Source organism: Proteus penneri (assembly GCF_003144535.1).
Classification (GTDB): Bacteria; Pseudomonadota; Gammaproteobacteria; order Enterobacterales; family Enterobacteriaceae; genus Proteus; species Proteus penneri.
This window is the reverse complement of sequence record NZ_PHFJ01000003.1, coordinates 259914-276577: the sequence shown is the minus strand read 5'-3', so window position 1 is coordinate 276577 and position 16664 is coordinate 259914. Positions and strand designations below refer to the sequence as shown.

21 protein-coding genes are annotated in these 16664 nt (G+C 37.5%); 19 read left to right on the top strand and 2 right to left on the bottom strand.

Annotated elements, in window-relative coordinates; all coding sequences use genetic code 11:
- Positions 1-66: 66 nt before the first annotated feature.
- A complete protein-coding gene (locus CUB63_RS06270) occupies positions 67-726 on the bottom strand; it encodes a helix-turn-helix domain-containing protein (protein ID WP_072062694.1) in 660 nt (219 codons plus the stop codon).
- 321 nt (positions 727-1047) lie between these two features.
- On the opposite strand from CUB63_RS06270, the gene CUB63_RS06265 reads away from it, so the two are divergent.
- The 4 genes from CUB63_RS06265 to CUB63_RS06250 all read left to right on the top strand — a co-directional run bounded on the left by CUB63_RS06265 (position 1048) and on the right by CUB63_RS06250 (position 3443).
- Complete coding sequence (locus CUB63_RS06265; protein ID WP_109847693.1) at positions 1048-2118, top strand: conserved phage C-terminal domain-containing protein; 1071 nt, start codon at positions 1048-1050, stop codon at positions 2116-2118.
- Between the two features lie 13 nt (positions 2119-2131).
- Positions 2132-2527, top strand: coding sequence for an antiterminator Q family protein (locus tag CUB63_RS06260; RefSeq protein WP_109847692.1), 396 nt, complete (start codon positions 2132-2134; stop codon positions 2525-2527).
- A 226-nt stretch (positions 2528-2753) separates the two neighbouring features.
- A complete protein-coding gene (locus CUB63_RS06255) occupies positions 2754-3014 on the top strand; it encodes a helix-turn-helix domain-containing protein (protein ID WP_072062691.1) in 261 nt (86 codons plus the stop codon).
- Positions 3015-3188: 174 nt separating this feature from the next.
- Positions 3189-3443: a helix-turn-helix domain-containing protein gene (locus CUB63_RS06250; RefSeq protein WP_023582489.1), complete on the top strand. Its 255-nt coding sequence runs from the start codon at positions 3189-3191 to the stop codon at positions 3441-3443.
- A gap of 8 nt (positions 3444-3451) precedes the next feature.
- On the opposite strand, the gene CUB63_RS06245 is transcribed toward CUB63_RS06250, so the two are convergent.
- Positions 3452-3724 (bottom strand): helix-turn-helix domain-containing protein, encoded by a 273-nt coding sequence (locus CUB63_RS06245; RefSeq protein WP_023582488.1) that lies wholly within the window; start codon positions 3722-3724, stop codon positions 3452-3454.
- A 304-nt stretch (positions 3725-4028) separates the two neighbouring features.
- On the opposite strand from CUB63_RS06245, the gene CUB63_RS06240 reads away from it, so the two are divergent.
- The 15 genes from CUB63_RS06240 (at position 4029) to CUB63_RS06165 (ending at position 16660) form a co-directional block, all read left to right on the top strand.
- Positions 4029-4235, top strand: a complete 207-nt coding sequence (locus CUB63_RS06240; RefSeq protein WP_109847691.1) for a hypothetical protein — start codon at positions 4029-4031, stop codon at positions 4233-4235.
- Positions 4236-4420: 185 nt separating this feature from the next.
- Complete coding sequence (locus CUB63_RS06235) at positions 4421-4804, top strand: hypothetical protein (protein WP_109847690.1); 384 nt, start codon at positions 4421-4423, stop codon at positions 4802-4804.
- 97 nt (positions 4805-4901) lie between these two features.
- Positions 4902-5921, top strand: coding sequence for a DNA-methyltransferase (locus tag CUB63_RS06230; protein ID WP_109847689.1), 1020 nt, complete (start codon positions 4902-4904; stop codon positions 5919-5921).
- Between the two features lie 946 nt (positions 5922-6867).
- Complete coding sequence (locus tag CUB63_RS06220; protein ID WP_109399521.1) at positions 6868-7137, top strand: phage holin family protein; 270 nt, start codon at positions 6868-6870, stop codon at positions 7135-7137.
- On the top strand, positions 7137-7607 hold the full coding sequence (locus CUB63_RS06215) for a lysozyme (RefSeq protein WP_109399522.1): 471 nt from the start codon (positions 7137-7139) through the stop codon (positions 7605-7607). Before CUB63_RS06220 ends, CUB63_RS06215 begins: the two co-directional genes overlap by 1 nt.
- 167 nt (positions 7608-7774) lie before the next feature.
- Positions 7775-8206: a lysis protein gene (locus tag CUB63_RS06210; protein ID WP_237584857.1), complete on the top strand. Its 432-nt coding sequence runs from the start codon at positions 7775-7777 to the stop codon at positions 8204-8206.
- Between the two features lie 124 nt (positions 8207-8330).
- A complete protein-coding gene (locus tag CUB63_RS06205) occupies positions 8331-8753 on the top strand; it encodes a hypothetical protein (RefSeq protein ID WP_109399524.1) in 423 nt (140 codons plus the stop codon).
- Between the two features lie 387 nt (positions 8754-9140).
- Positions 9141-9641: a hypothetical protein gene (locus CUB63_RS06200; RefSeq protein WP_109847688.1), complete on the top strand. Its 501-nt coding sequence runs from the start codon at positions 9141-9143 to the stop codon at positions 9639-9641.
- A 63-nt stretch (positions 9642-9704) separates the two neighbouring features.
- On the top strand, positions 9705-10181 hold the full coding sequence (locus CUB63_RS06195) for a DUF1441 family protein (protein WP_109847716.1): 477 nt from the start codon (positions 9705-9707) through the stop codon (positions 10179-10181).
- An 11-nt stretch (positions 10182-10192) separates the two neighbouring features.
- Positions 10193-12295: a phage terminase large subunit family protein gene (locus tag CUB63_RS06190; RefSeq protein ID WP_109847687.1), complete on the top strand. Its 2103-nt coding sequence runs from the start codon at positions 10193-10195 to the stop codon at positions 12293-12295.
- On the top strand, positions 12292-12507 hold the full coding sequence (locus CUB63_RS06185) for a hypothetical protein (protein ID WP_072062679.1): 216 nt from the start codon (positions 12292-12294) through the stop codon (positions 12505-12507). Before CUB63_RS06190 ends, CUB63_RS06185 begins: the two co-directional genes overlap by 4 nt.
- Positions 12504-13994, top strand: a complete 1491-nt coding sequence (locus CUB63_RS06180) for a phage portal protein (RefSeq protein WP_109847686.1) — start codon at positions 12504-12506, stop codon at positions 13992-13994. The genes CUB63_RS06185 and CUB63_RS06180 overlap by 4 nt, the downstream gene beginning before the upstream one ends.
- A complete protein-coding gene (locus tag CUB63_RS06175; RefSeq protein ID WP_109847685.1) occupies positions 13960-15951 on the top strand; it encodes a ClpP-like prohead protease/major capsid protein fusion protein in 1992 nt (663 codons plus the stop codon). Before CUB63_RS06180 ends, CUB63_RS06175 begins: the two co-directional genes overlap by 35 nt.
- A gap of 88 nt (positions 15952-16039) precedes the next feature.
- Complete coding sequence (locus CUB63_RS06170) at positions 16040-16378, top strand: capsid cement protein (RefSeq protein WP_109847684.1); 339 nt, start codon at positions 16040-16042, stop codon at positions 16376-16378.
- Positions 16379-16387: 9 nt separating this feature from the next.
- Positions 16388-16660 (top strand): ATP-binding protein, encoded by a 273-nt coding sequence (locus CUB63_RS06165; protein WP_109847683.1) that lies wholly within the window; start codon positions 16388-16390, stop codon positions 16658-16660.
- Positions 16661-16664: the final 4 nt, after the last annotated feature.

Sequence of the window (16664 nt, the reverse complement as noted above, 5' to 3'; positions counted from 1 at the left end):
TAACACTGTGAGGGGAAGTACATATTGAGCTGAAGTGATCCAGCTCAATAAATTAAACTAAATAAGTTAAAGTGTTTGAATAATTTGTATCACATAACCAATGATTTGATAATCATGAGTTAATAATATAGGTGTAAAGGCGGTATTTAATGAAACCAAATAAAGATGAGGGGGTTCTGATATCAATTTCTTAATTACCACATCATGGGTAATACAATTTTTCGCGATGATTATCTTTCCATATAATTCAATATTATTTTTAAATTCCGGCTCGATAATAATCGTTGAACCCTTTGGTATGGAGGGGAGCGAGTAAGGGTTAGTCATTGATTCACCTTGATACACAAGCCCATAAGCCTGCTCAGAAACAGGTACTGTTGCATAACACCAAGTTTGAATATCACTTAATCTTAATGTTTCATAACGTGCATTCCAATCAATGGTTTGCTCTAGTGTGATAACGGGAATTTGACGAATATTCATTGTCTTGCGTGTGATTATTAATGCATCAGCATCGGATGATGTTCCACCATAAAGTAACCATTCGGGTGAAACTTCAAGAACTTTAGCCAGCATTTGTAAGTTTTCCCCGTCGGGCTCGGTGACTTGGGTTTCCCATTTTGTAATAGAAACTCGGCTGACACTTAACATCTTTGCTAATGACTCTTGTGTTAAAGCTAATTGCAATCGACGCTCTCTAATTCGGGTATGCATTTTGTTTCTCATGTAATTCCCATTTCCTTTTATTTAAGTAAAAATGATTTGCGTGTCCATTCTCTATTTGTTAATTTTAATAGCGTAATCGATAACTGATTAATTTAATCTATAAAGATGTTATTTAAATTAATCCTATTAATTTAACTCACGATAGTTTCAATAGTAATAACGAATTAGATTTTTTCGTTAAGTGTGCTAATTAAAATTAATGCAACGGAATATTTTACAAAACAAAAGTGGAATTACCATCTTTTGTTATTTTTTCAATTAAATTATTTTTAATTTGATGCGCATCTTTTTTTTAAAAGAATGGTAGAAAAAGGAATTCACATGAAATTATTAATGGAAAAAACACGTCCTCAGATAGTCATACCTGAATTAGCAGTTCAAATTGGGTTATACGAAGCAATTGTTTTGCAACAATTACATTATTGGATAACAGAAACAACATCGGGTGTTGAATATGAAGGACGGCGATGGATCTACAATACATTACCTGATTGGCATTTACAGTTTCCCTACTTATCTCTATCAACACTAAAACGCGTCTTTACTCATCTTCGAACGGCTGGATTGATTGAAGTGAGACAGCTCAACAAACACCTTCATGATCGTACTAACTTTTATAGTATTAATTATCAGCATAAGATTTTGAAAACAGAAGATGAAGAGCAAAAGACGAATGAAGAAGGTAGTGATAATAAAACGAAAATACGTACATTCGATGGCGCCAAACAGGAACAATGGAAGGGAAGCAAAAGTCAGCCTCAGAACAGTTCAAATAGGGCTCTTCTTACAGAGAATACAACAAAGATTACTACAAAGAGTAACCTTAAAAGATCTTGTTCAGATTGCTCATTGCCAAATCGTGAGCGGCCTGAAATAGACATTATTCGCTATTTTAATAAAACAACCCACTCCCATTATCGAGAATGTCAAATCACATTGAGCTATGTTCGAGCGAGGTTAGCTGATGGTTTTCAAGTTGATGAATTGATCTTAATTACCGATTACCTAACAGCAAAATGGCTTAATGATAATAAAATGCAGGATTATTTAAGACCTAAAACTCTGTTCCATAAAAACAATTGTGCAGAGTATCTTGATAAAGCGAAAAAATGGCAATTAAAAGGACGACCGGCTTATCAAAATGGGCGGTGCTTAAAGGAGGGTGAGATCCCTATTGAAATCGATTGTGCTGAAAGAGATAACACATTTAGTCTGTTATTTAGTTCAGCATGGAAGCCTAAAACAGCCCTTCAGATCCTCGCGAAAAAAATCGCCTTACAACGTGGTTTAGGGCGAATGCATATTCATAATGCTAAAGCGCTTTGGAAAGAAATTTGGTATCAGTCCGCACAGTTAATTGCGCGTTCAACACACCACAATAGTATTGGATAAAGGTATTTGCGACATGAGAGATATACAGCAAGTATTAGAACGATGGGGTGCTTGGGCATCTGATGTACAAAGTGGTGTGGATTATTCTCATATTGCTGCGGGTTTTAAAGGGATATTACCTTATCAATCATCATCTCGTATAAGTTGTTGCGATGATGATGGATTGATCATTGATTCAGCTATCGCTCGCCTAAAACAACTGAGAAAAGAAGGAGAGGTGAATGCACTTATATTACATTATATTTATCAGCATACTAAAAGAAGTATTGCGAGGCGTTGGAAAATAAGTGAAAGCCGAGTTCGTCAAATTATACAAGTCGCAGAGGGTTTTGTTGAAGGTGGGCTGGCAATGTTAGAAATACGTTTAGAGATGGATCATGAAGTTTCTTGTTATAAGAAAACAAATTAAATAAAAAAGTATTAACGCGCTACGCAAACTAGCTGTTAATCTAATAAAAATAAAGATATTTACCTGACTTATGTTTTATTTAAAACGGTAATATTAAATAATGAAATATCAAATACTATTTTAATTAATGTTTATATGGCCTAATCTTGTTAAGTAATGCTTAATTTTTAAGGTTTGAATTTTTATGATATAAACTTACATCTTCATTTTAAATGTTAGAGTTATTATGATCCCTAAAAGACTAAAAACAGCAAGAGCAAGAGTTGAATTAACTCAAGAGGAGTTAGGAATTTTAGCTGAGATAGATGAAGAGTCAGCTAAAATTAGAGTTTGCCAATATGAGTCAGGCACACATCGTCCTAATTTTGAAACTATTTGCCGGTTTGCCAAAATATTGAAAGTACCAGAAAATTATTTTTACACTTTAAATGATGAATTCGCAGAAGAGTTAATTCTTATTTATAATGAAAAATATAATTTACTATAAATTTTTTTAAAGAAGTGCTATACACGTTTTTTTACTTTATGATATAAAATAAATGAATTACTAAAATAAAATACTATTTTTAAAGAAATTGCTATTTGTTTAATAATTGGGAGGTGAGATAGAATAGATAAAATAAATATTATATTAATTTTGAAGAGTAATTAGTTTTGAATTATGGTTCCTATTAGATTGAGATATGCCCGTAAAAGGGCAAAGTTGACTCAGGCAAGATTAGGTGCTTTAGTTGGAATGGAAATAGCTAGTTCTCGTTCTAGAATTTCGCAATACGAGTCTGGGTTACATAAACCAAGCTTTGATATGGTATGTAAGCTAGCCAAAGTACTTAATTTGCCTGAATGTTATTTTTATACTGTTAATGATAATCTGGCAGAAGATATCATTGAATTATATTATAATAAATATTGCTAATGATGAATTTATTCTTTATTTTTATCATTAAATTTTTGTTCTCTTGTTTTTCGGATAATTTGATTTCCGTTTTCATCAAAATATCTTTCAGGCCATATTGTTGAAGGTGGCAAATTAAGTTTTTGAGCGATAATTTGTTCACCTTTAGGCCATGGTCGGGACAACGCATTAGCTAGAGTTGAGGAACTTAAACCAGCACCTCTGGAGATCTCTGCTAACGTTGTCCCTTTTTTCTTTAATGATGCGATAATATCTGCTGCATGCCAATTTTTATTAATCATAATATACCCATATGAGTTTGATGAAATAATGTATTATAAGTAATTTGTTAATACATCGGTTAACATTTTTTATTTTAAATAATTATTGTATTTTTTCAATTGAAGTGATTCCTATTTTTAAATGTAGTGAATTAGTATTTGTTTTTATAAAAATATCTTAAATATATAAATTAATATTTTTTGTTTTTACAATTATCAATAAAGTTATTTATTTAAAAATAATCTGACAAAAAACTTGCTGTTTTTAGGATGAGGAGTTACATCTTTAGATATATTCTCTTTTAAATAAAAGGTGTAAAATATCATGATAAAACAGAGTGATATGACTATTCAGGCATATGATGTATTAGAAATGATATCACAAAGTGTAGGTAAGGATATAATAGAAATCGTAAGTGAATCAAAACTCAGTTATGAAAGTTGCGAATTTTTACTCACTCAATTAGAAATGGCGGAATTAATTTTAAAACAAGATGATTTTTATAAGCGAACAAGTAAAAGAATTGATTAAATACTTTATATTATAATAAAAGGTGTCAGTTCATATTTTTCTTGCATAAAAGATGAATTTACACTTGATAAGCCGTAGATAAAGATAAGACCGAATAATTACTTTATAAATTAAAATTTAAGATAAAGCTTTTCGATTAATTGACGATATACATAATGACTTATCTTAAATGAGAGATTAAATTTGTGAAAAAAATCTTATTATTATCACTACTGTTTAGTTCTTCTGTTTTTGCACAAAATGTCGATGTAGGGCAAGTATGTAAAGCGTCTGCGGCAACCATGTTTGGTCGAGATCATAAGATTATGCAATTAGATACTATTGAAAGCGGTATTGCTTATGTTCATTACATTCGTTCAGTGGATAAAAGTCGCTGGGCTATTAAATGCAAGCTAAACGGTGAAAAGGTAATTTGGGCATCAAATAATGCTGATAGTATTGGTCGATGGAGGGATGATCCTCTAGATAGCATTGTGAAATATTCTGTAAATGGTGGGGATATCACGATTTCTGAAATTTATAGTGATGGTTCTAAAACGGAAAAAACATATCCAATAAAAGAGCTATAAATTACCACCTGTTTTTGCACTCTTTTATATTAAATATAAATACAAGTCAGAAATTTGATAATTTCTGGCTTTTTTGTTGCCTCAATAAAGGATATAGATGCAATTATATAATAATGACGCATTAATTGTGCTGAAAGCGTTACCAGAGAATTGTATTGATTTGATAGTGACAGATCCCCCTTATTTTCGGGTTAAATCTTGTGCATGGGATAATCAATGGGCAAATGAAGCAGAATACTTAGCGTGGTTAGATGACGTATTAACTGAGTTTTGGCGAGTATTGAAACCGAATGGAAGCTTGTATTTATTTTGTGGCTCTAAGCTTGCCTCAGATACTGAATTATTAGTAAAAGGGCGATTTAATATGCTAAGTCATATTATTTGGGCTAAACCTTCAGGTCCTTGGCGACGCCAGAATAAAGAAAGCCTGCGTGCATTTTTTCCTTCGACAGAACGAATATTGTTTGCGGAACATTATCAAAGACCAGTACAAGCAAAAGGGGCTGAGTTTGTTATAAAGTGTCGTGAACTCAAGCAACAAGTATTTAAACCGCTAATGGATTATTTTATCGATGCACGATCAGCATTACAGGTTGGTGTTAAACAAATAAATAAAGTTACAGGGAAGAAAATGGCTAATCACTGGTTTGGTCGCAGTCAGTGGCAATTACCATTAAGGGATGACTATCAAAAATTACAAATGTTATTTTCACAACGAGCTACGCATATTGATCAGTTATCACCGTTATTACGTACCTATGATGATTTGCTGTCAGAACATAAAGTTTCTCAGATACGTTATCAAGTATTGGTTGAAGAATACGGATTATCGAAGCGTCCTTTTTTTGTTACAGCTGATGTTCCTTACACTGATGTATGGACATATCCTCCAGTGCAATATTATTCTGGCAAGCATCCTTGTGAAAAGCCATCAGCTATGATGGAACATATCATTCGTTCTAGTAGCCGTGAAGGTGATTTAGTGGCTGATTTCTTTATGGGCTCAGGGGCAACACTGAAAGCAGCACTAAAACTTAATCGAGAGGTTTTAGGTGTTGAGCTAGAAAAAGAACGCTTCGAACAAACAGAGAAAGAGATAAATAATACATTGTTATAGATATAATCAGTACTCATTAAGCAAGTATTGGCAAGGTCAGTAAAGTCAGAAGTGCGATTTTAATCACCGAATTGACTTAAGCTAAATGTTATTAAATTATCTTCATACTTAAATGGAGGTAATGAATGGTTGTTTGTCGGGGATGTAAATATCCATTATCTGAATCTCAAGAGATAGAAATAGATGGTGAGTTGTTGAAATCTTGTCCCAAATGCTCATCCAATAAGGGTGTTCATATTTTCTATAGGTATGAAGACTTTGGAATGAGAGATATGGGGGATGGACGTCATATTGTACAATCATGGTGCCCATCATGTCGCTCTGATGAGTATCCGTCCCTTAAAACAAAATTTACTTGTTAATTTATTAGTAAAGTAAAATTATAAGGCCTCCTTTGGTGGCCTTTTTCGTATAAGAGATAGTTATGTAACATAAAAAATTATAAATTGCAGTTAGTATGGCATCAATGCAAGTGGAAGAACGAGGACAATAAATAATAGAGTTAAAAAATAGCTAGCATGCAATTAATGAGCTATAAATTAGAAACTATTAATAAAGCTACACTAATGGCTCTACTATTTACCACTTAAAGCTTTTTAGTTGTTTGACCTATTAGAGCTATTTGCTCTTTAACTAGTAGTTGCTCATTCCATTTTAGAGTTTTATTTAACATTCTAAAAACGTTATTTTTTATTTTTATTACCATTAGTCATTAGCTTTGCTAACAATGAAAATAAAAAATGTGTGGCATACATCATTTTTCTACTTTAATTTTTAGATCTTTTATTTTTTCAAATTCATATTTCATAAAGCTTCTTTACCGAAGTAAATCAGCCATCCTTTCGGTTCATTACATTGGAATAACCTATCAGTTTAACTTAAGTTTTACTGTTTCTTGTTTAACTCACTCATATTAATCATCAACGGACACTCCATAGGGGTGTATATGCGCATGGAAAAATTGACCAATGTTACCTACGGAACGGCTGGCTTAACTGCCTTTTTTGCAAGTATCTCATTGTATGAATGGGGATTTGTAATAGGGATGGGATTTAGCATGCTGCTTGGATTAGCAACTTATCTGATGACATGGCGAGAACAGCGGAAACGAACAGCGTTATTTGCCGAGCTAGTTCATCGAAATTGTTCTAGTGATCCGCGAGACATAGAAAAGATAGTTGGTGAAATACTGACTAAAGCTAAAAAGGACATTTAATGAATCTAAAACAAAAGGTAGCTGCAGTTGCGAGTGCAGGTGTAGTAAGTATTGCGATAACTATGATTAGTTATTTTGAAGGTGTGCATTACGAACCTTATCGTGATGTTGTTGGTGTGCTGACGGTTTGCTACGGACATACTGGCAATGACATCATTCAGAATAGGCTATACACACAGCAAGAATGTGATGCTTTATTACAAAAAGATTTTATTAAAATACAACGACAAGTCGATGCTTTAGTTAAAGTATCCCTCGATAATCACACTCAAGCCTCTTTATATTCTTTTGCTTTTAATGTTGGAATAACTGCATTTGCGCGTTCTACTTTACTCAATAAATTAAATGCAGGTGATAAACATGGTGCTTGTGAAGAAATGAAACGCTGGGTTTATGCTGGTGGAAAAGTATGGAAGGGCTTAATTAATCGCCGTGAAATGGAATCTACTTTATGCCATGGAAATCTTTAATTATTATTTTGTGCTTTATTATTACTCTTTTTCTTATTGTTATCTTCAGTTTTTATCTTTCCATTGATCCTTTTTGTTCAAATGATAAAGCGAGTTTAGCTAAACGTTGTCAACGCGCTATTTCTCATCATAGGTATTAATCAATAATGAATTGGAAAGTTTATATCATGACTATAGCGATAGTTATCATTGCGGGTGGTTATATGGTGGTAAATGAGCAATCAAAAAAACTCAATAGATTAAACGATGCTAATAAGGAGCTAGCCAGTCGTTTAAAAGAGCTAGTGAATATAAATCACGATTATCAAAAACGGGTAACTCTATTAAATCAGCTCGATATTAAACACACTAAGGAATTAGTTAATGCGAAAAAGAAAATTGATGGGTTGCGTATTTTGGCTGAGCGTAATCCTAAGCGGGTGTATATCAGAGCCGAGTGCTCCTCTCGTATCACCACAAATTCCACCTCCAGCATGGATGATGCAACCCCCGCCAGACCTACTGACACCGCTATCCGAAATTATTGGCTACTTAGAGAGCGAATTGCCGAGTCGGAAAGAATGATTAAGGGATTGCAGGAGTATATCAAAATAGAATAAATCAATAACTACAGTTATAAATTTTTTGATAATAATAAGATTAATTAATAGTATGTATTGGAATATATAATTATAATGCTATTATGTTAAACAACTTTTATAAAATTTAATTTGGCTAGATTTAATGAAAATCATAATAAAATTATTAGTTATAACTCAATTTTTATTCTTATCAATAAATGCACACGCATTAATGGCGAGAACGGTAGTTATAGCAGCAACCTATGAATCTTATTTTGCATGTGCAGCCGCTCAAGAAAATATAGAGTTTGATAAAATTTATCTTCTAATGCGTGATAATCGAAATGAAGTAAATGGCGAAGGAGATCAAATACCATTGTCTTTAAATCCTAGATTTGATACCGATTTACTTAAACATTATCGTATAGTTCAAGAAATTAAAATGAGCGGAAAACAATTAGACTGTAATATCTTTGCTAGTGTTGTGTATGATTCATTAAAAGAAGAGCTCGATGCAAATGATATGAGTGAATATGTTCCAATGAGTAAGAAGAATGCGGATAAAATTTTATCTTTGTTAAAATGATTAATTCTTTGTTATTTATAAAGTTTTCAATAATATTTAATAAATTAATATCTATCTATTAATTCGTTAATAGCTTGAAGAATAGAATAAATTACAAAAGGTACTCCCAATAGCCTCCCTTCCCACGGGGCGAGGGCTTCGCGGAAAACGTCAAATTTTTGTATTTTATTTTAGCATCATCACTATTGAATTAACTTATTAATTTTTAAATATATAAATAATAAATACTGATGATCGTGAACGTTTTTTGTTCATCAGCATGTTTTACAATTCATTATTTTCTACAGGAATTTTTTTTAATATTTATAAGAATGTGATGTAGTGACTTGTATTTATTACATTCAGCACGTATATCATAAATCATTATTTAAAGTGGACTATCCCATAATGAAACTTGGTAAAAAATTATTGTTAGGTGTTTTTGGTGCAAGTGAACGAGGTAAAACTCAAACACTGAGCAAATTGATTGATAAGTTTGAATCAGATAAAAGCTATTCTATTCCTTTTGAATTAAAAATAAGGGAATTATCTTCAAGTGATGAGATCGCTATTTTTGAGAAAAATGGTATTAAAATAGGAATTTCTACAGAAGGTGATTATAAAGAAATAGTAGATAAAACAGTTGGGAAATTAATTAGTCATGGATGTGATCTGATCGTTACAGCGACAAGAACTAAAGGTGAAACTACGAACTTAATTAATCAAATAGCAGATAAATATTGCTATGAAATGCAATGGTTCGAAAAAAATACAAATATAAATGAGTGGTGTAATAAATGGCCTCATAAAGGTGAAGATTTTGAAAAAAGAAAAACCGAATATTTTAATAAATTAAACGAGACTGATGCTCAATTTCTTTTTGACTATATTGATTCCCTAACACAATAAAGTTAAATACCACTGCGAACACCCGCTCAACGCGGGTTTTTTATTCACTATTTACATGCAATGATGGATCAAAAACTCAAACAGCTAACACTCAATATTAGCCAGATAGCTGTATTATCAGGAATACATCGACAGACCGTTTCATCACGCCTTAAAAATCTCACACCTGTTAATACCAATAACTCAAACCTCAAACTTTATGCACTTAGCGATATTTTAGCCGAAACAATGAAAGCTCATGCATCGATTGATAGTCAAGACATGCAACCTCAAGATCGAAAAGCGTGGTATCAGTCTGAGCGGGAGCGTTTGAAGTTTGAGCAAGAAGTGGGGGAGTTATTGCCGGCTTCAGATGTTGCACGAGAATATTCAGTACTGGCTAAAGCGATGGTGCAAGTATTGGAAACGTTACCAGATATATTAGAGCGCGATTGTGCATTAACGCCTTCAGCGGTTTTTCAAATACAAGCAGTGATTGATGACCTACGTGATCAAATTGCGATAAAAGTGCTAGCAGACGATGAGCTTAAGGAGGATTAAAAGGAGGGGAAATGGTTAAACCAATATCTGCCTCTTTGTTACGTAAGAATGTGGCTCAACTCATCAAAGCACCGAGGCGAATGCCAGTTGCGGATGCTGTGGCAAAATATATGCGCGTACCAGTAGGCGCGGGTAACTCTGTTCCTTGGGACCCAGCAGTATCCCCTTACATTGTTGAACCTATGAATTGTTTATCGTCACGGCTCTATGATGCAGTGATATTTGTCGGTCCTGCGAGAACAGGAAAGACGGTCGGGTTAATTGATGGGTGGGTAATTTACAATATTGTGTGCGACCCTTCGGATATGTTGCTGGTGCAAATGACGCAAGACAAAGCACAAGAGCACAGTAAAAAACGGCTTTCTCGTACCTTTCGTTGCAGTCCTGAAGTCAGTAAGCAACTCAGTCCTCGTCGTAACGATAATAACGTGTTTGATAAATACTTTTTATCGGGCAGTTTTTTAAAAATGGGGTGGCCATCGATTAATGTGATGTCCTCATCTGACTTTAAATGTGTGGCACTCACTGATTATGACCGTTTTCCTGAAGATATTGACGGTGAAGGGGATGGCTTTTCTTTAGCCTCAAAACGGACAACCACTTTTATGTCAGCGGGTATGACGTTGGTGGAAAGCTCTCCGGGACGAGATATTACCGATACTAAATGGAGTCGTTTATCCCCTCACGAAGCTCCGCCCACAACGGGCATTTTATCGCTTTATAATCGGGGGGATCGCCGTCGCTGGTACTGGCAATGTCCTCACTGCCACGAATATTTTCAGCCTATTTATGATGCGGTAAAGGGGTATCGTGACAATCCAGATCCCGTAGAAGCGAGTGAATCTGCGTATGTGGAATGTCAGCACTGCTTAGGTCGCATCGAACCCCATCAAAAACGGGAACTCAATAATAAAGGGGTGTGGTTGATTGAAGGGCAGTCCATTGATAAGCAAGGGAAGATCTCAGGCACAGGGCGTCGTTCGCGTATTGCCTCTTTTTGGATGGAAGGACCTGCTGCTGCTTATCAAACGTTGTCTCAGTTAGTTTATAAGTTACTAACTGCAGAACAAGAATACGAATTAACCGGCAGTGAAGAAACCCTAAAAGCCGTCACCAATACAGACTGGGGTTTGCCTTATTTACCGCGCACAGCACAAGAGCAACGCCGGAGCGATGAATTAATCAATCGTGTAGAAAGTTGGGAAGAATCAGTTGTGCCAGATGGTGTACGGTTCTTGGTTGCCACAGTTGACGTACAGGGCGGTAAAAAACGACGCTTTGTGGTTCAGGTGGTCGGTTATGGCGAAAAAGGCGAGCGCTGGGTGATTGACCGATTTGAAATCACGCAATCTCTACGTTATGACAACAACGGTGAATGCCGTCGAATCGATCCGGGTTCGTATCCCGAAGATTGGCAAGTATTAATCACCGATGTATTAGAGAAAACCTATCCATTGCAACATTATCCTCACCATGAAATGGAAATCATGATGTTGGGCGTAGACTCTGGTGGTGAAGATGGCGTTACTGATAATGCTTATAAATTTTGGCGTCGCTGTCGAAAAGAGGGATTACACCGTAAAGTCTATCTCTTTAAGGGCGACGGGCATAAACGCAGTAAGTTAATTACTAAATCATTCCCTGATAACACCAGTCGTTCTGAAAGGCGCGCCCAAGCCAAAGGGGATGTGCCTCTTTATTTACTGCAAACAGACCAACTTAAAGATCGGATCAGTTCTGCGTTATCGCGCGATACCGTCGGGCCTAATTATATTCATTTCCCTGATTGGCTGGATGAATCGTTCTATGACGAGTTGACGTATGAAGAGCGTGATGAAAAAGGGCATTGGGAAAAACCGGGTCGAGGCGCTAATGAGGCATTTGACTTGATGGTTTACGCCCATGCCTTGGTGATATTAAAGGGGTACGAAGGGATCAATTGGGAAAAACCGCCTAAATGGGCAAGGTTGCCTGATGTAACGCTTTCCTCATCTCCGTCAATTGCCGATATCGCCACAGAGCCTGAAATAAAACCCTCACCCGAAATCCAAAAACAGGAAATGCCTGCCGTATCAGCATGGGCACCGGTATCAAACAGCGGAGGCTGGATATGACGAAAGAAGAAATTGAACACATGATTGAGCAATACCGTTTAGCGGAAGAGGCGGTGTTAAAAGGCAAATCCATCACCTTTAATGGACAAGCCATGACAATGGAAAACCTCAACGAGATCATTAAAGGTCGTGAGCGTTGGGAAGCCCGTTTATCGGCATTGATATCACGAAAACGAGGTAATCCAATGTATAAATTAGCGAGGTTTAGATGACATTATTAGACAACGCCATTGGTTATTTCGCCCCAAACTGGCAAGCCTCACGCCTCCGCTCTCGATTACAAATTAAAGCTTATGAAGCCGTTTTACCCACTCGCACACATCCCGCTAAACGTGAAAATCGCAATGGTAACCAGCTAACTCAATTCGGTGGGGCATCATTACGGGAGCAAGCGCGGTGGCTAGATAATAATCATGATATCTCTATCGGTATTCTCGACAAGATGGAAGAGCGCATTGTCGGGGCAAAGGGCATTATTGTTGAGCCTCAGCCCTTAGATGGCGCAGGGCAAATCCATGAGGATTTAGCGTCGCAAATTCGTCAAGCCTGGGCGGAATGGTCCGTGTTACCCGAAGTGACAGGGCAATTTAGTCGCCCTGTATTAGAACGTTTATTGGTGAGAACATGGCTACGTGATGGTGAAGTCTTTGCTCAACTGGTCAAAGGTAAAGCCAAAGGATTAGAACCTCACGCCAATATCTATTTTTGGCTAGAAGCCTTAGAGCCTGACTTTGTGCCGATCCACATGAATATGCCAGAAAGTAAGATTATCCAAGGCATTAAATTCAATGAGTGGGGGCGACCCACAGGGTATCAGGTGTATAAAAACCTCCCCCAATTCAGTGCCAATTTAGGGGATATCAAAACCATTGATGCCGAAAACATGTTGCACCTGAAGTTCACTCGCCGGCTTCATCAAGCGCGAGGTGTCAGTTTGTTTTCGGGGATCTTAATGCGCTTAAGTGCGTTAAAAGATTACGAAGATGCGGAATTAACCTCCGCACGTATTGCAGCTTCATTGGGGATGTACATCAAGAAAGGGGATGCTGGCTCTTTCCCAGAGGGTGAATACGACGAAGATGAGCAACGTAACATCGATATTCAGCCGGGCATGATTTACGACGGATTAAAACCGGGTGAAGAAGTGGGCATGATCAAATCAGACCGACCCAATCCTAATCTACAAACTTTTCGCAATGGGCAATTACGTGCAGTTTCTGCAGGCAGTCGGGGCAGTTATTCCAGTATCGCCCGTGACTATAACGGTACATATAGCGCTCAACGACAAGAGCTGGTGGAGTCATTTGAAGGTTATAACATTTTCCAAGATACCTTTGTGGCAGGTATTAGCCGTCCGATGTATCGCAATTGGTTAAAAATGGCGATAGCCAGTGGTGTGGTCGCCGTGCCACCTGATGTTGACCCTAAATCACTGTTTAATGCGGTTTACAGTGGCCCTGTGATGCCGTGGATTGATCCGAAAAAAGAGTCTGAGGCATGGAAAACCTTATTACGCGGTGGTGCGTCAACAGAAAGTGACTGGATACGTGCCAAAGGGGGCAACCCTGCGGATGTGAAACGTCGTCGTAAAACCGAAATTGACGAAAATAAACGATTAGGACTGGTATTTGATACTGATCCTGCTAATGACAAAGGGGCACAAGATGCTAAACAACAAGAAATCGATGACGATGCCTAAAATGTCGGGGCCAGCAAATCAAAAAAGCTGGTTTCGCATGCAGGCTAAAGAAGACCAAACTGCAGATATCTATATTTATGATGAAATTGGTGGGTGGGGAATTAGCGCAAGACGCTTTACAGAAGATTTACTCTCGCTGGGTAATCTCAGCCATATCAATCTGCATATTCACTCGCCGGGTGGTGAGGTATTTGATGGTATCGCCATTTATAACCAACTTAAAAACCATTCTGCAACAATCACGGTTTATATCGATGGTTTGGCCGCCTCAATGGCGTCGGTCATTGCCATGGTCGGTGACACGGTCATTATGCCGAAAAATGCCATGATGATGATCCACAAACCGTGGGGCGTTTCATGGGGGGATGCGAATGATATGCGCGAATATGCTGACTTGCTCGACAAGTTAGAAAACGTATTAATCCCTGCTTATGTGGCGAAAACAGGAAAAACAACAGAAGAAATTACCGCCATGTTAGAGCAGGAAACATGGCTGGATGGTGACGAGTGTGTTGAACACGGTTTCGCCGATAAAGTGATTGAGCCAGTAAAAGCAATGGCAAGTCTTACATCTAAACGAATTGAGGAATTTTCATCTATGCCAAGTGCAATTAAAAATCAAATTACCCCTAAAAACACCACGAGTCCTACACAACCTCATCCAACTCCAGTGCCAGCACCGGAGCCACAACCTAGCGCCACCTATGCTGACGAACAAGCGCGATTAAATGGGATTAAAGATTTATTTGCCATGTTCGGTGGTCGTCACAATGATTTGATGATTACTTGTTTAGCGGATGCGAGCTGTTCTATTGAGAAAGCGCGTGAGCAATTACTTAACACGGTTGCACAACAACAAAATCCTGAACCATCAAATAAAGGTAATGCACATATTTACGCTGGAAACGGCAATATCGTGGGTGACAGTGTGCGTGCCTCTGTGATGGCACGCGCGGGTTATCAGGATTATGAAAAAGATAACGCCTATAACAGCATGACACTGCGTGAGTTAGCACGCGCATCACTGACGGAGCGTGGTGTTGGCGTGGCTACGTATAATCCGATGCAAATGATTGGTATGGCCTTTACGCACAGCACCTCTGATTTCGGTAATATCCTGCTGGATGTCGCGAATAAAGCGATTTTGCTTGGTTGGGAAGAAAATGACGAAACCTTTGAGAAATGGACGAAAAAAGGACAACTCAGTGACTTTAAAACTGCACATCGTGTGGGATTAGGGGCATTCCCTTCCTTACGTCAAGTGCGTGAAGGTGCCGAGTATAAATACGTTACGCTCGATGATAAAGGTGAAACCATCGCGCTGGCGACCTACGGTGAGTTATTTAGCATTACCCGTCAAGCCATTATCAATGATGATATGAACATGCTGACGGATGTGCCAATGAAGTTCGGTCGTGCAGCTAAAGCGACAGTCGGCGATTTGGTATATGCGGTGCTTATCGACAATGAAAAAATGAGCGATAAAAAAGCGCTATTTAGTGCCGATCATAAAAACATGATCACCGGTGGGATGGATGTAGAAACCATCAGCGCAGGTCGTACCGCTATGCGCCAACAAAAAGAAGGTGAGCGTACACTCAATATTCGCCCCGCGTTTATGTTGGTACCGACCACACTGGAAACACAAGCTATCCAAGTGGTTAAATCAGGCAGTGTGAAAGGCGCTGATGTTAATGCCAATATTATTAACCCGGTGCGTGATTTAGCGGAAATTATTGCTGAACCTCGTTTAGATGATGCGAGCGAGAAAGATTGGTATATGGCCTCACGTCAAGGTAGCGACACCATTGAGGTGGCGTACTTAAACGGGATTGATGTGCCATATATTGATCAGCTTGAAGGCTTTACCTCTGATGGTGTCACTACGAAAGTGCGTATTGATGCGGGTGTAGCACCGGTTGATTATCGCGGTCTGCTGAAAGTAACTGGTAAGTAAGACGTCTTTTTTCTTCGTTTTATCCTGATGCCCTGATGGGCTTTTTTTATATCTAAAATCCGGTGTTTCGGCATCGGAAGGAGTTTTTATGGCTAAAAATTATGTACAAGCAGGAAACACTATCGCCATACATAACACCACTCAACATAGGATCAAAAGTGGTCAGCTAGTTTTTGTGGGGAAAGTTGCCACGGTTGCATTGACCGATATTGCAATAAAAAGTGTGGGGGATGGGATCACGGAAGGTGTCTTTTTACTTAACAAAAAAGTAGGGATCACGCTAAAAGCAGGCACAGTCGCATTGGTCAAAAATAATGAAGTTGTGGAGACAGAAGGCATGCCAGCAGGGATGGTATGGCAGGATGTTGAAGCTTCTGACAGCGCGATTGCAGTGAAATTAAATGTTGCTATGCCTAAACAAGAATAGAAGGAAAAAATGAGTGTATTTGAATACTTGCGTTATCAAATGGATAGTCTTACGGCAAAACGTATTGGAAAAAGCATCAGAATAAATGGGATCGTTTATCAAGCCATTGACGCTTATTTTATGGTTGAATTAGGCCCAATTCAGGGCGATAGCGTGAGCTATATCGTGTTTTCCCAAGATTATCGACCTCAACGTGGTGATGAGGTTGAAGTGGATAATCACATTTATAAAGTGACTCGCTATCAACAATTTAATGGAAAACCGCATATATGGGTAACATAAGGAA